The sequence below is a fragment of the Streptomyces sp. TG1A-8 genome (genome assembly GCF_030499535.1).
Lineage (GTDB): Bacteria > Actinomycetota > Actinomycetes > Streptomycetales > Streptomycetaceae > Streptomyces.
Genome location: NZ_JASTLB010000001.1, coordinates 1,208,232 through 1,224,886, shown reverse-complemented (window position 1 = coordinate 1,224,886; position 16,655 = coordinate 1,208,232). Strand labels below are relative to the sequence as shown.

Genomic DNA, 16,655 nt, shown 5'->3' with positions numbered 1-16,655 from the left:
GAATCACGACACCTCAACGGAGACGACCGTCATGACCGAAAGCACCGCCATCCGCTGGGAGCAGGACGACACCGGTGTCGTCACCCTCGTCCTGGACGACCCGGACCAGTCCGCGAACACCATGAACCAGGCGTTCCGCGACTCCCTCGCCGTGGTCACCGACCGCCTGGAGGCCGAGCGGGACGCGATCCGCGGCGTCATCCTCACCTCGGCGAAGAAGACCTTCTTCGCCGGCGGGGACCTGCGCGACCTGATCCGGGTCACCCCCGAGACCGCGCAGGAGCTGTTCGAGGGCGGCCTCGTCCTCAAGCGCCACCTGCGCCGCATCGAGACCCTCGGCAAGCCGGTCGTCGCCGCCCTCAACGGCGCGGCCCTCGGCGGCGGGTACGAACTGGCCCTCGCCTGCCACCACCGGATCGCCCTCGATGCGCCGGGCTCCAGGATCGGCTGCCCCGAGGTCACCCTCGGCCTGCTCCCCGGCGGCGGCGGGGTCGTGCGCACCGTCCGCCTGCTCGGCATCACCGACGCGCTGCTGAAGGTGCTCCTGCAGGGCACCCAGTACAGCCCCCGGCGCGCCCTGGACAACGGCCTGGTGGACGAGGTCGCCGACACCCCGCAGGAACTGGTCGCCAAGGCCCGCGCCTTCATCGACGCCCACCCCGAGTCGCAGCAGCCCTGGGACCGGCCCGGCTACCGGATCCCCGGCGGTACGCCGTCGACCCCGAAGTTCGCCGCCAACCTGCCCGCGTTCCCGGCCAACCTGCGCAAGCAGACCGGCGGCGCCCCCTACCCGGCGCCGCGCAACATCCTCGCCGCCGCCGTCGAGGGCGCCCAGGTGGACTTCGAGACCGCCCAGGTCATCGAGGCCCGCTACTTCGTGGAACTGGCCGCCGGGCAGACCGCGAAGAACATGATCCAGGCGTTCTTCTTCGACCTCCAGGCCGTCAACTCCGGCGCCGGCCGGCCCGCGGGCGTCGAGCCCCGCCGGGTCCGCCGGGCCGCCGTCCTCGGCGCGGGCATGATGGGCGCCGGCATCGCCTACGCGTGCGCCCGCGCGGGCATCGACGTCGTCCTGAAGGACGTCTCCTTGGAGGCGGCCGCCAGGGGCAAGGGCTACTCCGAGCAGCTGTGCGCCAAGGCCGTCGCCAAGGGCCGCACCACCCGGGAGAAGGCCGACGCGCTGCTCGCCCGGATCACCCCGACGGCCGAGGCGGGCGACCTCGCGGGCTGCGACGCGGTCATCGAGGCCGTCTTCGAGGACATCGCGCTCAAGCACAAGGTGTTCCAGGAGGTCCAGCACGTCGTCGCCCCCGACGCGCTGCTGTGCTCCAACACCTCCACCCTGCCCATCACCGCGCTCGCCGAGGGCGTGGAGCGCCAGGACGACTTCATCGGGCTGCACTTCTTCTCGCCCGTCGACAAGATGCCCCTGGTCGAGATCGTCAAGGGCGGCCGGACCGGCGACGAGGCCCTCGCGCGCGCCTTCGACCTGGTCCGCCAGATCAACAAGACGCCGATCGTCGTCAACGACTCGCGCGGGTTCTTCACCTCCCGGGTGATCGGCCACTTCATCAACGAGGGCGTCGCCATGGTCGGCGAGGGCATCGAGCCCGCCTCCGTGGAGCAGGCCGCCGCCCAGGCCGGCTACCCGGCCAAGGTGCTCTCCCTCATGGACGAGCTGACCCTCACCCTGCCGCGCAGGATCCGCAGCGAGGCGAAGCGGGCCGTGGAGGAGGCGGGCGGCACCTGGACCGCGCACCCGGCCGAGGCGGTCGTCGACCGCCTGGTCGACGAGTTCGGCCGCACCGGCCGCAGCGGCGGGGCCGGCTTCTACGACTACACGGAGGACGGCCGGCGGGCCGGGCTGTGGCCGGGGCTGCGCGAGCACTTCACCCGGCCCGGCCACGAGATCCCGTTCCGGGACATGCAGGAGCGGATGCTCTTCTCCGAGGCGCTGGACACCGTGCGCCTCCTCGAGGAGGGCGTCCTGACCTCCGTGGCCGACGCCAACATCGGCTCCGTCCTCGGCATCGGCTTCCCCGGCTGGACCGGCGGTGTGCTGCAGTACGTCAACGGCTACGAGGGAGGCCTGCCCGGCTTCGTGGCACGCGCGCGCGAGCTCGCCGAGCGCTACGGCGAGCGGTTCACCCCGCCCGCGCTGCTCGTGGAGAAGGCCGCCAAGGGGGAGACCTTCACCGACGGGCGCTGAGACACCGCCTCACGCGCGGGGCGCACCCCGGGGAGGCCGTTCTTCCCGGGTGTGCTCCTGCTCCGCCTCCGCCAGCCACTCCCGCACCTCCCGCTTCAGCGACCGCTGGAAGGTCGTCAGCAGGGCCTGCACCACCAGGGGCTGCACGTGCGCGGACAGGGAGCGCACGTCCTGCGCGTCCCGTTCGGCGACCGCGTCCCGCAGCAGCCGCGACAGCTCCCGCGCCGCGGCGCGCGAGTGCTCGATGAGCGAGGCGCGGGCCGCCAGGACCACCTCCTGGGACAGCGGGACGTCGAGCAGTTCCACGCCGAGCCGCAGCAGCCCGGAGTCGACGCGGTAGGCGTCCTGCGCGTCCGCGGCGGGGGCGACCACGTCCATCGCCACCAGCCGGCGCACGTCCTCGTCGGACAGCGCCCGACCGGCCCGCCGCCCCAGCTCCTCCCGCGGCACCGTCTCCACCGCCTCCGGGGCCCACGAGGACACGACGGCCCGGTGCACGGCGAGGTCCTGCGCGCTCAGGTCCGGCGGCAGCCGGCGCAGGTACCGCTCGATCGCGGCCAGCGTCATGCCCTGGAGCTGCAGCTCCTCGATCAGCTCCAGCCGCGCCAGGTGCGCACGGCCGTAGCGCCCCACCCGGCGCGGGCCGATCCGCGGCGGCGGGAGCAGGCCGCGGGTGCTGTAGAAGCGGACCGTGCGCACGGAGACGCCGGACCGCGCGGCCAGCTCGTCGATGGTGAGGGTCGGCTCCTCGGCCTCGGTCGTCATGCGCAGCAGTATCGCTGTCTCACCAAAGGTGTGAAACCCGGGGAGGAGATGTGAGAAGTACCGCTCTGTGACCTAGGCCACCGCATGCCGGTCGTCCGCTCTGGGAAACTGCTGCTTTGGTCTGTACCGCGGCTCACCAGGGCCGGTGCGGGCCGTCACCTGCACGAACCCCGGGCCCACCCGGTCCGGGCGCACCAGGAAGTGGACCGCCCGTGAGCAAGGACGCCGTGGAATCGGCACAGGCCGCCGCCCCCGACCAGGCGGCCCGGACGCCCGCGGACGCGGGCGACGCCGGCTACAGCAAGGACCTCAAGGCCCGCCACGTCAACATGATCGCCATCGGCGGCGCCATCGGCACCGGCCTGTTCCTGGGCGCCGGCGGCCGCCTGCACAGCGCGGGCCCGGCACTCGCCCTGGCCTACCTGGTCTGCGGAGTCTTCGCCTTCTTCGTGGTCCGCGCCCTCGGCGAGCTGGTGCTGTACCGCCCGTCCTCCGGCTCCTTCGTGTCCTACGCGCGCGAGTTCCTCGGCGAGAAGGGCGCCTACGTCGCCGGCTGGATGTACTTCCTGAACTGGTCGACCACCGGCATCGCCGACATCACCGCGATCGCGCTCTACGCGCACTACTGGAGCACGTTCACCTCCATCCCGCAGTGGGTGCTCGCGCTGGTCGCCCTCGCGGTGGTCCTCGCCGTGAACCTGATCTCGGTGAAGATCTTCGGCGAGATGGAGTTCTGGTTCGCGATCATCAAGGTCGTCACCCTCGTCGGCTTCATGCTCATCGGCGTCTTCCTGCTCGCCACCCAGCACGACGTGGACGGCCGGAAGCCGGGCCCGGGCGTCATCACCGACCACGGCGGCCTCCTCCCGCACGGCGTGATGCCGGTGGTCCTCGTAATGCAGGGCGTGATCTTCGCCTACGCCGCCCTGGAACTGGTCGGGGTGGCCGCGGGCGAGACCGCCGAACCGGAGAAGGTCGTCCCGCGCGCGGTGAACTCGATCATGTGGCGGGTGGGCCTGTTCTACGTCGGCTCCGTCGTGCTGCTCGCCCTGCTGCTGCCCGGCTCGGTGTACTCCGCCGACGAGAGCCCCTTCGTGACGGTCCTGTCGAAGATCGGCGTCCCGGCGGCCGGTGACGTGATGAACCTGGTCGTGCTGACCGCCGCCATGTCCTCGCTGAACTCCGGCCTGTACTCCACCGGCCGCATCCTGCGCTCCATGGCCACGGCGGGCTCCGCGCCCAGGTTCACCGCCCGCATGAACCGCAGCCAGGTCCCCTACGGCGGCATCCTGCTGACCTGCGCGGTCTGCGTGCTCGGCGTCGGCCTGAACTACCTGGTGCCCAGCCAGGCCTTCGAGATCGTGCTGAACGTCGCCTCCCTCGGCATCATCAGCACCTGGGTGATCATCATGATCTGCCACCTGGTCTTCGTCCGCCGCGCCCGCGCCGGCCTGGTCACCCGGCCCCCCTTCCGGCTGCGGTTCAGCCCGGTCGCGGAGATCGCCACGATCGCCTTCCTGCTGGTCTGCCTCGGCATGATGGGCAACGACGCCGAGGTCGGCCGCAAGACCCTGCTGCTCATCCCGGTGATCGCCGTCCTCCTGCTCGCCGGCTGGTTCGGCGTGCGCCGCCGGGTGTCCCGGGCCGCCGGCCAGGAGCCGACGGGGCTGCCGCGGTAGGGCGGAGCGGCACCGCAGCCCGGTGCCACGGGCAGTGGCACCGGGCTGCGGTGCCGCAGAGCGCTTCCCCGGCCCTCACGACCGCCCCGCCGGGCGGTGCGCCCGCCGCGGCGCCGTCGCCGGGCCCGCGCCTGCACCGTCCCGGCCACCCGCGCGGACGCGGTGGGCCGGCACGACCTCCTCGGGCGGCCGGCCGGGCCCGGCCGGTGACGGCCGCCCCGGGGCATCAGCGCCCGTGCACGCCGTTCGTCGCCTCGATCCCCTTCCACGACCGCGGTTGCGCGACGGCGGTCCCGGGCGCGGCCGGCTGCGCGACGGACGCCGCGCGCGCCGCGGGCGCGGCCGGCTTCGACGGCCGGAACAGCCAGGTGTCGAACAGCGCGGCCAGCGGCGTGCCGGAGACCTGCTCGGCGTACCGCTGGAAGTCGGCCACCGAGGCGTTGCCGTACGCGTGCTCCTTCGGCCAGCCCTTCAGCAGTGCGAAGAACGCGTCGTCGCCGATCTCGTTGCGCAGCGCCTGGACGGCGAGCGCCCCCCGGTCGTAGACGGGGGTGTCGAACTGGTGGTCCGGGCCCGGGTCACCGGGCGCGACCGTCCAGAAGGGGTCGTCGGCCGGGTGCGAGGCGTACACGTAGTCGGCGAGTTCCTGCGCCGTGCCCTCGCCCTCGTGCTCGGACCACAGCCACTGCGCGTACCGCGCGAAGCCCTCGTTGAGCCAGATGTCCTTCCAGCCCTTCAGCGACACGTCGTCGCCGTACCACTGGTGGGCCAGCTCGTGCACGACCACCGAGGTGTTGGAGCCGTTGGCGAACTGCTTCGGGCTGTAGAAGACGCGGGTCTGCGTCTCCAGCGCGTACCCGGTGGTGGTGTTCGGCACGTACCCGCCGGCCGAGGCGAACGGGTACGGCCCGAAGTAGCCGCTCAGCCAGTCCACGATCTCCCCGGTGCGCTCCAGGCTCGCCCGCGCGGCCCCCTCGTCGTCGCCGAGGTCCTCGCTGTAGGCGTTGACGACCGGCACCCCGCCCTCGGAGGTGCTCGTGGTGAGGTCGAACCTGCCGAGCGCCAGGGTGGCCAGGTAGGTGGCCTGCGGCTTGTTCTGCCGCCAGGTGTAGCGCGTCCACCCCAGTTTCGAACTGGTCGACTGCAGGGTGCCGTTGGAGATGGCCCGGGTGCCGTCGGGCACGGCCACCGACACGTCGTAGGTGGCCTTGTCGCTGGGGTGGTCGTTGCTCGGGAACCACCACCAGGCGGCCTCGGGCTCGTCGGCGGCCACCGCGCCGTCGGGCGTGCGGTGCCAGGTGGTGAACCCGTACGCGCTCTTCGTCGACGGCACCCCGCTGTAGCGGACGACGACGGTGATCGGCGTGCCCGCGGCCAGCGGCGCCTTGGGGGTGACCACCAGCTCGTGCTCGCCGGACGCCGTGAAGGCCGCCCGGGCGCCGTTGACCCGCACCTCGCTCACGTCCAGCAGGAAGTCCAGGTCGAAGCCGGACAGGTCCTGCGTGGTCCGCGCCGAGATGGTCGCCGTGCCCTCCAGCGCGTCGGTCCGCGGCTGGTACTGCAGCCTCAGGTCGTAGTGGGAGACGTCGTAGCCGCCGTTGCCGTAGTACGGGTAGTAGGGGTCGCCGATGCCCGGCGCGCCGGGGGAGCGGCTCGCGGCCGATGCCGGAACCGCCAGCAGGAGGGAGGCCGCCGCGAGTGCGCCCGGTGCGAGGATTCTGCGGTGCACGTCAGCTCCAAGTCGTGGGGAGGGTGCGTCCGTTCGGGAAACACGTGCGAAGCCTATTGAGCCCCCGCGACCCGCGGGCCGTCCACGGCCCCCGCTGTCACACGACCGCCATCCGGCCGTCACGGGTGCCGGCGGTGCGTCGGCGGCCCCCTCCTGCGCGGCGGTCGGCGGGCACGCCGGCGGGAGCACCGTCCGCGCACGCCGGCCCGCACGCCGGGAGGTCCCCCGCACACGGCCCGGCCGCGACCCGCGAGCCGGCCGCCCGGCCACCCGGGAACACGGCCCGCCGGCTCACGCCGCCGCGCTCGCCAGCAGGGCCGCCTCCCGGGCGCAGCCCCAGGCCACCGTGACCCCGGCGCCGCCGTGGCCGTAGTTGTGCACCAGGGTCCGCCCGTCCGGCAGGGACCGGCGTTCCAGCCGCACCGCGTCCCGGACGGGCCGCAGCCCCACCCGGTGGGCCAGCACCCGGGCACCGGCGATCTCCGGGCGGACGGCCGCGCAGCGGGCGACGATCTCCGCGGCCGTGGCCGGGTCCGGCTCCCGGGACCAGGCGTCCTCCTCCGCCGTGCCGCCGAGGAGCAGTCCGCCCGGCTGCGGGAAGAAGTACGTGGAGGCGTCCGGGACATGGTCGACGGAGGTGTACCAGGTCGTGATCCCCGGATTCTCCACCACGACCAGCTGCCCCCGCACGGGGCGCACGGCCGGATCCGGCACCAGCGAACGCGCCCCCAGACCGGTGCAGTTGACCACGACGGCGGCGGGCACCGCCGCCAGGTCCGTCACCTCCCGCTCCTCGACCGTGCCGCCCGCCCGCGCGAAGCGCTCCCGCAGCCAGGCCAGGTGCACCGGCATGTCGATCAGCGGCAGCCGCGCCGCCAGGCCGTCGGCCACCGCCCGCAGCCCCGGCACCCGGCCCGCCCACGCGCCCAGCTCGTCCAGCCGCGCCCCGCGGTGCACGCCGTCGACCAGACGCACCCCCGTCTCCCCGGGGCGGTCCGCCAGTTCCTCGTACACCCCGAGGGTGTCCAGCGCCCACGCACCGACCAGGGGCTCGGGGCCGATCCGGTACGGCCACCACAGGGCGCCGGCGACCGCCGAGGCCGTGCGCCCGGCGGGCTCCCGCGCCCACACCCGCGTCCGCCGCCCGGACTCGGCCAGCAGCACCGCCGTCGTCAGCCCGGCGATCCCGCTCCCGACCACGACCACTTCGTCACTCGACCCGCGCTCCACGCCAGGGACGATAAGGCCTGCCCCACCGCCGTGTCCGCCGTTCGCACGGCCCGCGGGCCCGGCACCGCGGCGGCCCCGTCGCGGCGGCCCGGGCCGGGAAACCCCGCTGAGCGGTGGCCGCACGGCGCATTAGGATCGGCCCCTGATGACTGCCACCCTCGTCGCCAAGAACCTCGCCGCCGGGCACGGCGACCGCTCCCTCTTCTCCGGACTCGACCTCGTCGTCGCGCCCGGCGACGTGATCGGGCTGGTCGGTGCCAACGGCGCGGGCAAGTCCACCCTGCTGCGCCTGCTCGCCGGACTGGCCCCGCCCGAGCAGGGCGACCTCAGGCTCTCCCCGCCGACCGCGGCCGTCGGCCACCTCCCGCAGGAGCCCGAGCGCAGGCCCGGGGAGAGCGTCCGGGAGTTCCTGGCCCGCCGCACCGGCGTCGCCGGGGCCCAGCGGGCCATGGACGAGGCCACGCAGGCGCTGGTCGACGGCGCGCCCGGCGCCGACGACGCCTACGCCGGCAGCCTGGAGCGCTGGTTGCACCTGGGCGGCGCCGACCTGGAGGAGCGCGCCGAGGAGGTCGCCGACTCCCTCGGCCTGGCCGTCGGCCTCGACCAGCCGATGACCTCCCTGTCCGGCGGCCAGGCGGCCCGCGCCGGCCTCGCCTCCCTCCTGCTGTCCCGCTACGACGTCTTCCTGCTCGACGAGCCCACCAACGACCTCGACCTCGACGGCCTGGAACGCCTGGAGCGCTTCGTCACCGGTCTGCGCGCGGGCACCGTCGTCGTCAGCCACGACCGCGAGTTCCTCACCCGCACGGTCACCAAGGTCCTCGAACTCGACCTCGCCCAGCAGCGGATCAACCTCTACGGCGGCGGCTACGCGGCCTACCTGGAGGAGCGAGAGGTCGCCCGCCGGCACGCCCGCGAGGACTACGACGAGTACGCCGACAAACGGGCCGCCCTCCAGGACCGCGCCCGGACGCAGCGGGCCTGGATGGACAAGGGCGTGAAGAACGCCCGGCGCAGGGCGGGCGACGACAACGACAAGATCGGCCGCAAGTTCCGCAGCGAGGCCAGCGAGAAGCAGGCCGCCAAGGCCCGGCAGACCCAGCGCATGATCGAGCGCCTGGACGTGGTCGAGGAGCCCCGCAAGGAGTGGGAACTGCGCATGGAGATCGCCGCCGCGCCGCGTTCGGGCGCGGTCGTGGCGACCCTCAGGGACGCCGAGGTCCGGCGCGGCGGCTTCACCTTCGGCCCGGTGTCCCTGCAGGTCGACTGGGCGGACCGGATCGCGGTCACCGGAGCCAACGGAGCCGGCAAGTCCACCCTGCTCGGCGCCCTGCTAGGCCGCGTGCCGCTGGACTCGGGCCACGCCGCGCTCGGCTCGGGCGTGCTGGTCGGCGAGGTCGACCAGGCCCGCCGGCTCTTCCACGGGACCGAGTCGCTGCTCGACGCCTTCGCCGCGGCCGTCCCCGGCACCGAGCCGGCCGAGGTGCGCACCCTGCTCGCCAAGTTCGGCCTGAAGTCCGGCCACGTGCTGCGCCCGGCCGGGGGCCTCTCCCCGGGCGAACGCACCCGCGCGGCCCTCGCCCTGCTCCAGGGCAGGGGCGTCAACCTCCTGGTCCTCGACGAACCGACCAACCACCTCGACCTGCCCGCCATCGAGCAGCTGGAGTCGGCCCTCGACTCCTACGAGGGCACCCTCCTGCTGGTCACCCACGACCGCCGCATGCTCGACGCGGTCCGGGTGACCCGCCGCCTGGAGGTGGCGGCGGGCACGGTGGCCGAACGCTAGGGCCTTCCGTCCGGATCGGGCCGGATCGGGCCCGATCGGGCACCGGGGCCCGCGAGCCCGGCGGGATCGGGACCACAGGCCCTGGGCCCCGCACCCTCCGGCGCGTCTCACGGGGCGCGGGAGACGGCCCCGTGAGGCGCGCCGGGCGGGCGCAGGGGGCGGAGCCCCGGTGCTCAGGCCCGCCGCCCGTTCTTCGGATCGAGCAGCCCCGCCCGCCGCAGCGCGTCGGCCATCGCACCGCCGGCCGGCGGCGGAGCCTGCCGCCCGCCCCGGTCACCGCCCCGGTCGGTACGGCCCTGCCGCTGCCCCTGCCGCTGCTGGGGCGGCCGGGCCCCGCCGCCCCGCTGCGGCCGGCCCCCGTCCGCCCCCCGCGCGGCGGCCTCGTCGTCCAGCCGCAGCGTCAGCGCGATCCGCTTGCGCGGGACGTCCACGTCGAGGACCTTCACCTTGACGATGTCGCCGGGCTTCACCACGTCCCGCGGGTCCTTCACGAACGTCTTCGACATCGCGGAGACGTGCACCAGGCCGTCCTGGTGGACACCGACGTCCACGAACGCGCCGAAGGCGGCCACGTTCGTCACCACGCCCTCCAGCACCATCCCGGCGGACAGGTCGGAGAGCTTCTCCACCCCCTCCTTGAAGGTGGCCGTCCGGAACGCGGGCCGCGGGTCGCGCCCCGGCTTCTCCAGCTCCTTCAGGATGTCGGTGACGGTCGGCAGACCGAACGTGTCGTCCACGAAGTCCGCCGGCCGCAGCGAGCGCAGCACGCCGGTGTTGCCGATGAGGGAGGCGACCTGCTGCCCCGTCGTCTTCACCATGCGCCGCACCACCGGGTACGCCTCGGGGTGCACGCTGGAGGCGTCCAGCGGGTCGGATCCGCCCCGGATGCGCAGGAAGCCCGCGCACTGCTCGTACGCCTTCGGGCCGAGCCGCGGCACCTTCTTCAGCTCGGAGCGGGACGTGAACGGCCCGTTGGCGTCCCGGTGCGCGACGATGTTCTCGGCGAGCGAGGCGGAAATGCCGGACACCCGCGAGAGCAGCGGCACGGAGGCGGTGTTGACGTCCACGCCGACGCCGTTGACGCAGTCCTCCACCACCGCGTCCAGCGAGCGGGAGAGCTTCACCTCCGACAGGTCGTGCTGGTACTGGCCGACGCCGATCGACTTCGGGTCGATCTTCACCAGTTCGGCCAGCGGGTCCTGCAGCCGGCGGGCGATGGAGACCGCGCCGCGCAGCGACACGTCCATGCCGGGCAGTTCCTGCGAGGCGTACTGCGACGCCGAGTACACCGAGGCGCCGGCCTCGGACACCATGACCTTGGTGAGCTTCAGCTCGGGGTGCCTGGCGAGGAGTTCACCGGCGAGCTTGTCGGTCTCCCGGGACGCGGTGCCGTTGCCGATGGCGACCAGCTCGACCGCGTGCTCCTCGGCCAGCCGGGCCAGCCTGGCGATCGCCTCGTCCCACCGGTTGGCCGGGACGTGCGGGTGGATCACGTCGGTGGCGACGGCCTTGCCCGTCGCGTCGACGACGGCGACCTTCACGCCCGTGCGGAAGCCGGGGTCCAGACCGAGCGTCGCGCGGGTGCCGGCCGGCGCGGCCAGCAGCAGGTCCCGCAGGTTGGCGGCGAACACCTGCACGGCCGCGTCCTCGGCGGCCGTGCGCAGCCGCAGCCTGAGGTCGATGCCGAGGCGGACCAGGATCCGGGTGCGCCAGGCCCAGCGGACCGTGTCCGCCAGCCACTTGTCGGCGGGCCGCCCCCGGTCGGCGACGGCGAACCTCGAAGCGACGATCCCCTCGTACGAGGAGGGGCCCTGGGTGGGCTCCTCCGGCTCCAGGACGAGGTCGAGGACCTCCTCTTTCTCACCGCGCAGCATCGCCAGGACGCGGTGCGAGGGCAGTTCGGTGAACGGCTCGGTGAAGTCGAAGTAGTCGGCGAACTTCGCGCCCGCCTCCTCCTTGCCCTCGCGGACCTTCGCCACCAGCCGGCCGCGCACCCACATGCGTTCGCGCAGCTCGCCGATCAGGTCGGCGTCCTCGGCGAACCGCTCGGCCAGGATCGCCCGGGCGCCCTCCAGCGCGGCCTGCGGGTCGGTGACGCCCTTGCCGGCGTCCACGAACGCGGCGGCGGCCGCCAGCGGCTCGGTCGCCGGGTCGGCGAGCAGGCCCTCGGCGAGCGGCTCCAGGCCCGCCTCGCGCGCGATCTGCGCCTTGGTGCGCCGCTTGGGCTTGAACGGCAGGTAGACGTCCTCCAGCCGCGCCTTGGTCTCGGCGCCGCGGATGCGGGCCTCCAGCTCCTCGGTGAGCCTGCCCTGCTCGCGCACCGACTCCAGGACCGCCGTGCGCCGCTCCTCCAGCTCCCGCAGGTAGCGCAGCCGCTCCTCGATCGTGCGCAGCTGCGCGTCGTCGAGCATCTCGGTGGCTTCCTTGCGGTAGCGGGCGATGAAGGGCACCGTCGAACCGCCGTCGAGCAGCTCCACCGCGGCCTTCACCTGCCGCTCCCGTACGCCGAGCTCCCCGGCGATCCTGCCTTCGATGGACCCTACGAGGGGTGTCGTCACGATCCCGTACCGCCTTCTCACTGAGGTTGCGCGGCAATTGTGGCAGGTGACACCGACGACCGGGGATCAGGGCGGCCGCCCCGGCGGGCCGCCGGGGCGGGGAGGGCGGGCGCCGCCCGTCCCGTTCGCCGCCGCCGGCGGTTCAGTCCGGCGCGGGCACGCTCCAGGCGAAGCGGGGCGGCCTGCGCTCCAGGAACGCGGCGACGCCCTCCGCGGCGTCGTCGCTGCCGCGCGCCTGCCGCGCCCAGTGGGCGTCCCGGTCGGTGCGGCCGTCCGCGAACTCCTTCGCCGCGGCCTGGGTGAGCTGCGAGCGGGACACCAGGGTCCGGGTCAGCTCCGCGACCCGTTCGCCCAGTTCCCCCTCCGGCAGCACCTCGTCCACGAGCCCGGTGCGCAGGGCGCGCTCCGCGTCGATGAACTCGCCCGAGAACAGCAGGTGCTTGGCGGTCGCCGGCCCCACCAGCGCCACCAGCCGGCGGGTCGAGGACGCGGGATACACGATGCCGAGCTTCGCGGGCGTCACCCCGAACAGCGCGCCCTCCTGCGCCAGCCGCAGGTCGCAGGCCGCCGCGAGCTGGGCACCGCCGCCCACGCAGTGGCCGCGCACGACCGCGAGGGCCGGCTTGGGGAACGCGGCGAGGGCCTCCTCGGCCGCCACCGCCAGCTCCTGCGCCTCGGCGGGCGACCCCCGCAGCGTGGAGATGTCCGCGCCCGCGCAGAAGGTGCCGCCCTCGCCGGTCAGCACGAGCGCGCGCACCCGGGGATCGGCGGCCAGTCCGTCCAGCAGCGGCGGCAGGGCGCGCCACATCGCGGCGGTCATCGCGTTGCGCTTGGCCGGGTGGGAGATGAGCACGGTGGCGACGGAGTCGGCGACCTGGTGCGACACCTGGGGTTCCATGCGCCGGATGGTACCGGCGGGCCCTTCGGGGCGGGACGGCGGTGCCGTCGGCTCCCGGCGCCGGGGCAGGGGGCTGTGTCCGCGCCCGCCGGGTTCGTCGCGGAAGCCGCCGGGGCACCGGGCCGTCGGCATGATCGCGGAAGCGCCCGCGCACCGCACCGTGACCGCGCGAAGGGTTCGGGAACCGGCGCGCGGGGGACAGGAACGGTCCCCCCATCGCCCGTGTCACACGCCGGCGGTCAGAAGCGTTCGATAACAGCCGACTTCTGTTCAGTCATCCGAAGCGCAGCGGGTCGTTACCAACACTTGACGCGTGGTGACAATCGAGCGCGAGGACGGCGACCGGACGAGGGACGACCACGGGTGCGGGGACGGTGCGCGCCCGTCGCGGGGCGCCGGACGCCCGCCCGATCCACTGCCGTACGAGGGCGTCTGGCGGTTCACCGCGGCCGCCGTGGACGCGTCGGTCCCGCAGGCGCGGCACGCCGTACGGGACCTGCTGCTGCGCCAGGGCGCACCGCTCTGCGACGACCTGGTGCACGGACTGCTGCTGATCGTGTCCGAGCTGGTCACGAACGTGGTCAGGCACGCCGCGCTGCTGTCGCCGGTGCTCGCGGTGGAGGTGGCCGTCGGCGCCGAGTGGGTACGGGTGTCGGTGGAGGACGACCACCCCTACCGCCCGACCGCCCTGGAGGCCGACCACGGCCGGACCGGCGGCCGGGGGCTGCTCCTGGTGCGGGAGGTGGCCCGGGAGGCCGGCGGAGTGATCGACGTGGAGCACACGGCGAGCGGTGGCAAGGTGATCTGGGCCGCCCTGCCGCTCGAACCCGCGGCCGTTTCGTAGGTCCGCGGGGCCGGGGCCGCAAGGGCCGGGGCCGCCGCGGCTACCAGCCCGCGGACGGGCCCGTCAGCTCCCTGATCGCCGGACGCGCCGCGTCCAGCACGGTCATGAACCACGCCGAGAACGGGTCCCGGGCGTGCCGCTCCGCCAGCTCGGCCGCCGTCACGAACGCGGTCGAGGCGACCTCCTCCGGGTCCGGCGCGAGCGCCGCCTGGACCAGGCCGACGAACAGGTGGTTGTACTCCTGCTCGACCAGGCCCGAGGCCGGGTCCGGGTGGTTGTAGCGGACCGTGCCCGCCTCGCCCAGCAGCGAGGGCGAGACGCCCAGCTCCTCGTGCGTCCGCCGGGCCGCCGCCGCGAAGGGCGCCTCGCCGGGGTAGGGGTGGCCGCAGCAGGTGTTGGACCACACACCGGGGGAGTGGTACTTGCCGAGCGCGCGCCGCTGGAGCAGCAGCCGGCCCCGTTCGTCGAAGAGGAACACGGAGAACGCCCGGTGCAGCTGTCCCGGCGCCTGGTGGGCCGCCAGCTTCTCCGCGGTGCCGACCGTCGCACCCTTCTCGTCGACCAGTTCCAGCAAGATCGCTTCTGCGGTGCCGTTCGACGAACTGTGCGTCGCGGTGTCAGGTGTGATCGGCATACCCATCCTTCGCCTCGGTGCTCGCGCCCCAAGTCTGCCGTACGGATCCGGCGCTCCCGGCACCTCCCGGCACGTGAGCACGTCCCGCCCGGGGCGCGGCACCGGAGGCGGGGCCCGGGGGATCATCGTGCCCCGGGCCCGCGGCGGGGAACCGCGCGGGGGTGCCGAACAGCGGTGCGCGGGGTCAGTGGCACAGCCGCGCCTCGTGCTCCGCGTGCCCGCCGGGCTCCAGCTGGAAGGTGCAGTGCTCCACGTCGAAGTGGTCGCCGAGGCAGCCCTGCAGCTCGTGCAGCATCTTCTCGTGGCCGATGGCGTTCAGTACCTCCGAGCTGACCACGACGTGCGCGGACAGCACCGGCATACCGGAGGTGATGGTCCACGCGTGCAGGTCGTGGACGTCCTCCACGCCCTCCAGCGCGAGGACGTGCGCCCGCACCTCCGCCATGTCGACGCCCTCCGGGGCCGCCTCCAGCAGCACGTCCAGCGTCTCCCGCAGCAGCTTCAGCGTCCTCGGCACGATCATCACCCCGATGACCAGCGAGGCGACCGGGTCGGCGGCCCGCCAGCCCGTGGCCAGGATCACGGCCGCGGAGACCAGCACCGCCACCGAGCCCAGCGCGTCCGCGGCCACCTCCAGGAAGGCGCCGCGCACGTTCAGGCTCTCCTTGCGCCCGTGCATCAGCAGGGCCAGCGAGACGGTGTTCGCGACCAGGCCGACCAGGCCGAACACGGCCATCGCGCCGCCCGCGGTGTCCGCGGGCGTGACGAACCGCTCGATCGCCTCGTAGAGCACGTAACCGCCGACGCCGAGCAGCAGCAGGCAGTTGGCCAGGGCGGCGAGGATCTCGGCGCGGGCGTAGCCGAAGGTGCGCCGGGTGCTCGGCGGGCGGGCGGCGAAGTGGATGGCGAACAGCGACATGCCCAGGCCCACCGCGTCGGTCGCCATGTGGGCCGCGTCCGCGATCAGCGCGAGGGAGTCGGCGACGAGACCGCCGGCGATCTCGACCACCATGACCAGCAGCGTGATGCCCAGCGCGATCCGCAGCCGGCCGCGGTAGGCGGCCGCCGCCGTGCCCGCGGGCGGTGCGTGGGTGTGCCCGTGGCCGTGGTCGTGCCCTGCCCCCATGAGGCGACCGCCCTTCGTGTCCCGAGGGTTTCCGGGCCCACAGTCAACTACGGGCGGGGGGTATCGGGCAACGCGGCACTGAACACCGTTGTCATGTGCCCTGACCTGCGCAAACGAATCGCAGGTCAGGGCGGCGCCGGCTCACTTGCGGTGGTGCGTCCGCCAGCCGAGCCACGCCGACTCGACCATCTCGCGCACCCCGCGCCGGGCCCGCCAGCCCAGCACCTCGGCGGCCCGTTCGGCCGAGGCGACCGCGCGCGGCGCGTCCCCGGGCCGGCGCCCCTCGACGACGGGCGGCCGCCGGTCGCCGGTGACCTCGCCGATGACCGTGATCAGTTCGCGCACGGAGACGCCCTCGCCGCGGCCGATGTTCAGCGTCAGGTCCTCCGCGAGGTCCCCGCCGGACAGCCGCCGCGCCGCCGCGAGGTGCGCCTCGGCGAGGTCGGCCACGTGGATGTAGTCCCGGACGCAGGTGCCGTCCGGCGTCGGGTAGTCGGCACCGAAGATCCGCGGTGCCTCGTCGCGGGTGAGCCGGTCGAAGACCATCGGCACGATGTTGAACACCCCGGTGTCCGCGAGCTCCGGCGCGGCGGCCCCGGCCACGTTGAAGTAGCGCAGGCACACCGTCGAGATCCCGTGCGCCCGGCCCGCCGCCCGCACCAGCCACTCCCCGGCCAGCTTGGTCTCGCCGTACGGGTTCACCGGGGCGCACGGGGTGTCCTCGGTGATCAGGTCCACGTCCGGGTTGCCGTACACGGCCGCCGACGACGAGAACAGCAGCCGCCGGATCCCCGCCCCGGCGACCGCGTCCAGGAGCGTGGCCAGGCCGCCCACGTTCTCCCGGTAGTAGCGGGTGGGCCGGGCCACGGACTCGGCGACCTGCTTGCGCGCCGCGAGGTGGACGACGCCGGTCACGCCGTACTGCGCGAACACCCGCTCGAGCAGGTCCCCGTCCAGCGTCGAGCCCGCGACCAGCGGGACCTCGGCCGGAAGCCGCTCGGGCACCGCGGCCGACAGGTCGTCCAGCGCCACGACGCTCTCCCCGGCGCCGGCCATGGCCCGTGCCACGTGCGCCCCGATGTATCCGGCACCGCCGGTGATCAGCCACGTCATGGTCGCCCACCCTATGCCGACGCCCGCCCGTGTCCGTGATGCCGGGGGATGCCCGGTTCTGCGACCGGTGGTTTGTGGGCCGGG

The 16,655-nt window shown here is 74.2% G+C and carries 12 protein-coding genes; 4 read left to right on the top strand and 8 right to left on the bottom strand.

The genetic code is table 11. From position 1 onward, the window contains the following. Positions 1-31: 31 nt before the first annotated feature. Positions 32-2,209: a 3-hydroxyacyl-CoA dehydrogenase NAD-binding domain-containing protein gene (locus tag QQY24_RS04925; RefSeq protein WP_301971427.1), complete on the top strand. Its 2,178-nt coding sequence runs from the start codon at positions 32-34 to the stop codon at positions 2,207-2,209. 9 nt (positions 2,210-2,218) lie between these two features. On the opposite strand, the gene QQY24_RS04920 is transcribed toward QQY24_RS04925, so the two are convergent. After that, positions 2,219-2,974: a MerR family transcriptional regulator gene (locus QQY24_RS04920; protein ID WP_301971426.1), complete on the bottom strand. Its 756-nt coding sequence runs from the start codon at positions 2,972-2,974 to the stop codon at positions 2,219-2,221. A gap of 212 nt (positions 2,975-3,186) precedes the next feature. On the opposite strand from QQY24_RS04920, the gene QQY24_RS04915 reads away from it, so the two are divergent. Then, positions 3,187-4,653, top strand: coding sequence for an amino acid permease (locus QQY24_RS04915; protein ID WP_301971425.1), 1,467 nt, complete (start codon positions 3,187-3,189; stop codon positions 4,651-4,653). 226 nt (positions 4,654-4,879) lie between these two features. Here QQY24_RS04915 and QQY24_RS04910 read toward each other — a convergent pair whose 3' ends face one another. Together QQY24_RS04910 and QQY24_RS04905 are read right to left on the bottom strand one after the other, a co-directional pair. Next, a complete protein-coding gene (locus tag QQY24_RS04910) occupies positions 4,880-6,382 on the bottom strand; it encodes a M1 family metallopeptidase (protein WP_301971424.1) in 1,503 nt (500 codons plus the stop codon). 291 nt (positions 6,383-6,673) lie between these two features. Next, complete coding sequence (locus QQY24_RS04905; RefSeq protein ID WP_301971423.1) at positions 6,674-7,612, bottom strand: FAD-dependent oxidoreductase; 939 nt, start codon at positions 7,610-7,612, stop codon at positions 6,674-6,676. Positions 7,613-7,757: 145 nt separating this feature from the next. Between QQY24_RS04905 and QQY24_RS04900 the strand changes: the two genes are divergently transcribed. Then, positions 7,758-9,398, top strand: coding sequence for an ABC-F family ATP-binding cassette domain-containing protein (locus tag QQY24_RS04900; RefSeq protein ID WP_301971422.1), 1,641 nt, complete (start codon positions 7,758-7,760; stop codon positions 9,396-9,398). A 173-nt stretch (positions 9,399-9,571) separates the two neighbouring features. Here QQY24_RS04900 and QQY24_RS04895 read toward each other — a convergent pair whose 3' ends face one another. Both QQY24_RS04895 and QQY24_RS04890 read right to left on the bottom strand, forming a co-directional pair. After that, complete coding sequence (locus QQY24_RS04895) at positions 9,572-11,956, bottom strand: Tex family protein (RefSeq protein WP_301971421.1); 2,385 nt, start codon at positions 11,954-11,956, stop codon at positions 9,572-9,574. A 142-nt stretch (positions 11,957-12,098) separates the two neighbouring features. Next, positions 12,099-12,854, bottom strand: coding sequence for an enoyl-CoA hydratase/isomerase family protein (locus QQY24_RS04890; protein WP_301971420.1), 756 nt, complete (start codon positions 12,852-12,854; stop codon positions 12,099-12,101). Positions 12,855-13,167: 313 nt separating this feature from the next. Here QQY24_RS04890 and QQY24_RS04885 point away from each other — a divergent pair, with 313 nt between their 5' ends. Further along, complete coding sequence (locus QQY24_RS04885) at positions 13,168-13,698, top strand: ATP-binding protein (protein WP_301971419.1); 531 nt, start codon at positions 13,168-13,170, stop codon at positions 13,696-13,698. Positions 13,699-13,738: 40 nt separating this feature from the next. Here QQY24_RS04885 and idi read toward each other — a convergent pair whose 3' ends face one another. The 3 genes from idi to galE all read right to left on the bottom strand — a co-directional run bounded on the left by idi (position 13,739) and on the right by galE (position 16,571). Beyond that, on the bottom strand, positions 13,739-14,332 hold the full coding sequence (idi, locus tag QQY24_RS04880; protein WP_301971418.1) for an isopentenyl-diphosphate Delta-isomerase: 594 nt from the start codon (positions 14,330-14,332) through the stop codon (positions 13,739-13,741). Positions 14,333-14,516: 184 nt separating this feature from the next. Then, positions 14,517-15,458 carry a cation diffusion facilitator family transporter gene (locus tag QQY24_RS04875; protein ID WP_301971417.1) on the bottom strand — a complete coding sequence of 314 codons (942 nt, stop codon included), beginning with the start codon at positions 15,456-15,458 and terminating at the stop codon, positions 14,517-14,519. 141 nt (positions 15,459-15,599) lie between these two features. Then, positions 15,600-16,571: a UDP-glucose 4-epimerase GalE gene (gene galE / locus QQY24_RS04870; protein WP_301971416.1), complete on the bottom strand. Its 972-nt coding sequence runs from the start codon at positions 16,569-16,571 to the stop codon at positions 15,600-15,602. Positions 16,572-16,655: the final 84 nt, after the last annotated feature.